Consider the following 243-nt stretch of genomic DNA (forward strand, 5'->3'; position numbering starts at 1 on the left):
CGGGTGCGGTCAGCGTATAGACATAGCTGCCGTCGGTGTGGACCTGGATGGTGCCGTAGGTTCCGGCTGTGGCGGCATTGCCGCCGCTGGCCAGCTGATAGGTGAGCGGTGCGAAGCCGCCGGTGGCGGCGAGCTGGTTGGCGGCATCGGTCTCGGCGGTCGAGCCCGGCAGCGAGCCGGTGACGGTGCCGTGGGTGAGATCGGCTCCGGTGGTCGAGGTGTCGAGGGCCGCCTCGTTGACGG

Annotated in this window: 1 protein-coding gene; it reads right to left on the reverse strand. The window is 70.4% G+C overall.

Translation table 11 applies throughout. The features are described 5' to 3' along the window. On the reverse strand, positions 1–243 hold a 243-nt coding region (locus O7A70_RS34135; protein WP_337144248.1), incomplete at both ends, for a hypothetical protein.

Source organism: Mesorhizobium sp. Cs1299R1N1 (assembly GCF_037179655.1).
Classification (GTDB): domain Bacteria; phylum Pseudomonadota; class Alphaproteobacteria; order Rhizobiales; family Rhizobiaceae; genus Mesorhizobium; species Mesorhizobium salmacidum.